This is a genomic window from Massilia sp. CT11-108, assembly GCF_047302915.1.
In the GTDB taxonomy this organism is placed as follows: Bacteria; Pseudomonadota; Gammaproteobacteria; order Burkholderiales; family Burkholderiaceae_D; genus Telluria; species Telluria orientalis.
On record NZ_JBKYMO010000824.1, the window covers coordinates 1 to 1,665 of the forward strand.

Sequence of the window (1,665 nt, forward strand, 5' to 3'; positions counted from 1 at the left end):
GACTGTTGATTGTTAAAGAGCTGTATTCGGTACTGCCTTGCTGCGCTTGCGAATCGTTTTGTTCGTCAGCAGCAGAGGAGTGAGATTATGCCGTGCTTCGCTTAACTCGTCAACCCCTCGTCTGTTTTGTCGCGTCGTCGTTTCCGACTCAATTCATGCGCTGCAAAACAGGAGGCGCACTATAACAACCCACGTGCCCTTACGCAAGTACCGTTGCACGAGCGCGACTTCAGCGCCTCCACCATCTAATTGACGTTTAGGCAATAATCACGAATACTGAACTAGAAAATATATCAATCCGCCTGAAGGACACCGGTGACCCTCGACGCCAACCAGATCCTGGCTCTCGCGCCCGATCCCGCCTCGGCCAAGGCCGGCAGCCAGTTGGCGACGCCGCGGAACTGGTCGAATCTCGGCACGAGCGACAGCGCCCTGTGGGGCGAATGCCAGGGCAGCGGCAAGACACCCTATCGCACCCAGATCGACCTCGGCGGCCCCGCCTTCAAATGCACTTGCCCCAGCCGCAAATTCCCCTGCAAGCACGGCCTCGGCCTGTACCTGCTGCGCGCCGCCGAGCCCTTCTTGTTCGACCAGGCGGAGACGCCGGCATGGGTCAGCGACTGGCTGCAGGGACGCCAGTCGCGCCAGGAAAAGAAGACGCTCACAAAAGACGCCGGTCCGGAAGCCGCGGCACTGGCCCGCAAGCGTGAGGAAAAGCGCGAAGACAAAGTGACCGCTGGCCTGGCGGACCTGCAGACCTGGCTGCACGATCTGGCGCGCGAAGGTCTCGCGTCCGTGCGCTCGCGCGGCCAAGGGTTCTGGGATGCGATCGCCGCGCGCATGGCAGATGCCCAGGCGGCCCCGGTCGCACGACGCCTGCGCCGCGCGGGCAGCATGCTCTACCAGTCAGGCTTGCGCAACGCCGAAAGCCTCGTCGCGAACGAACTCGCATCGCTGTACCTGCTGGTCCGGGCATGGCAGCGCATCGACGAACTGGCGCCGGCGCTGCAGGCCGACGTGCGCGCCCTGCTCGGGTGGACGATGAGCCAGGACGACGTCCTGCGCCAGGGCGCCGTCACGGACCGCTGGAGCGTGCTCGCCCAGTGCACGTTCGACGACGAACGCCTGCGCGTGCGCTCGACCTGGCTGTTGGGCGCCGCGACGGGACGCTGGGCCTTGCACCTCCAGTACGCGGTCGGCACGCAGGGCTTCGAACAACAGCTCGCGCCGGGCACCACATTCGACGGTGACCTGTGCTTCTATCCGAGCGCATGGCCGCTGCGCGCGCAGATTCGGCACCAGGACGACGTGCAGCCCCTGTCCGCCATCGCAGGCCCGTCCAGCCTCGACACCCTGCAGGACACGTACGCGGACGCCCTCGCCGCCCAGCCCTTCCTGGAGCGCCACCCGGTGCTGCTCGGCGGCCTCGTACCGGACGGCACGGACCATGGCATCGTCCGCAACGCGCAGGGCCGCCGCATCGCCTTGCATCCGTCTTTCCGCCATCCGGTGCACCTGCTGGCCGTCTCCGGCGGCCATCCGCTCACCGTCTGCGCTGAATGGGATGGCCGCATGCTGCTGCCGCTCGCCGTCTGGCGCGACGGACGGCTCTACAACATCGACAGCAACCTTCCATGAACGACGCCGCGCGCCAGCTGCAGCAGC

The 1,665-nt window shown here is 65.9% G+C and carries 1 protein-coding gene; it reads left to right on the forward strand.

Annotation, left to right across the window (positions count from 1 at the left end; all coding sequences use genetic code 11):
* Positions 1-315 precede the first annotated feature (315 nt).
* Positions 316-1,638, forward strand: coding sequence for an SWIM zinc finger family protein (locus tag ACEN88_RS31110; protein WP_413345948.1), 1,323 nt, complete (start codon positions 316-318; stop codon positions 1,636-1,638).
* The last annotated feature ends 27 nt before the right edge of the window (positions 1,639-1,665 follow it).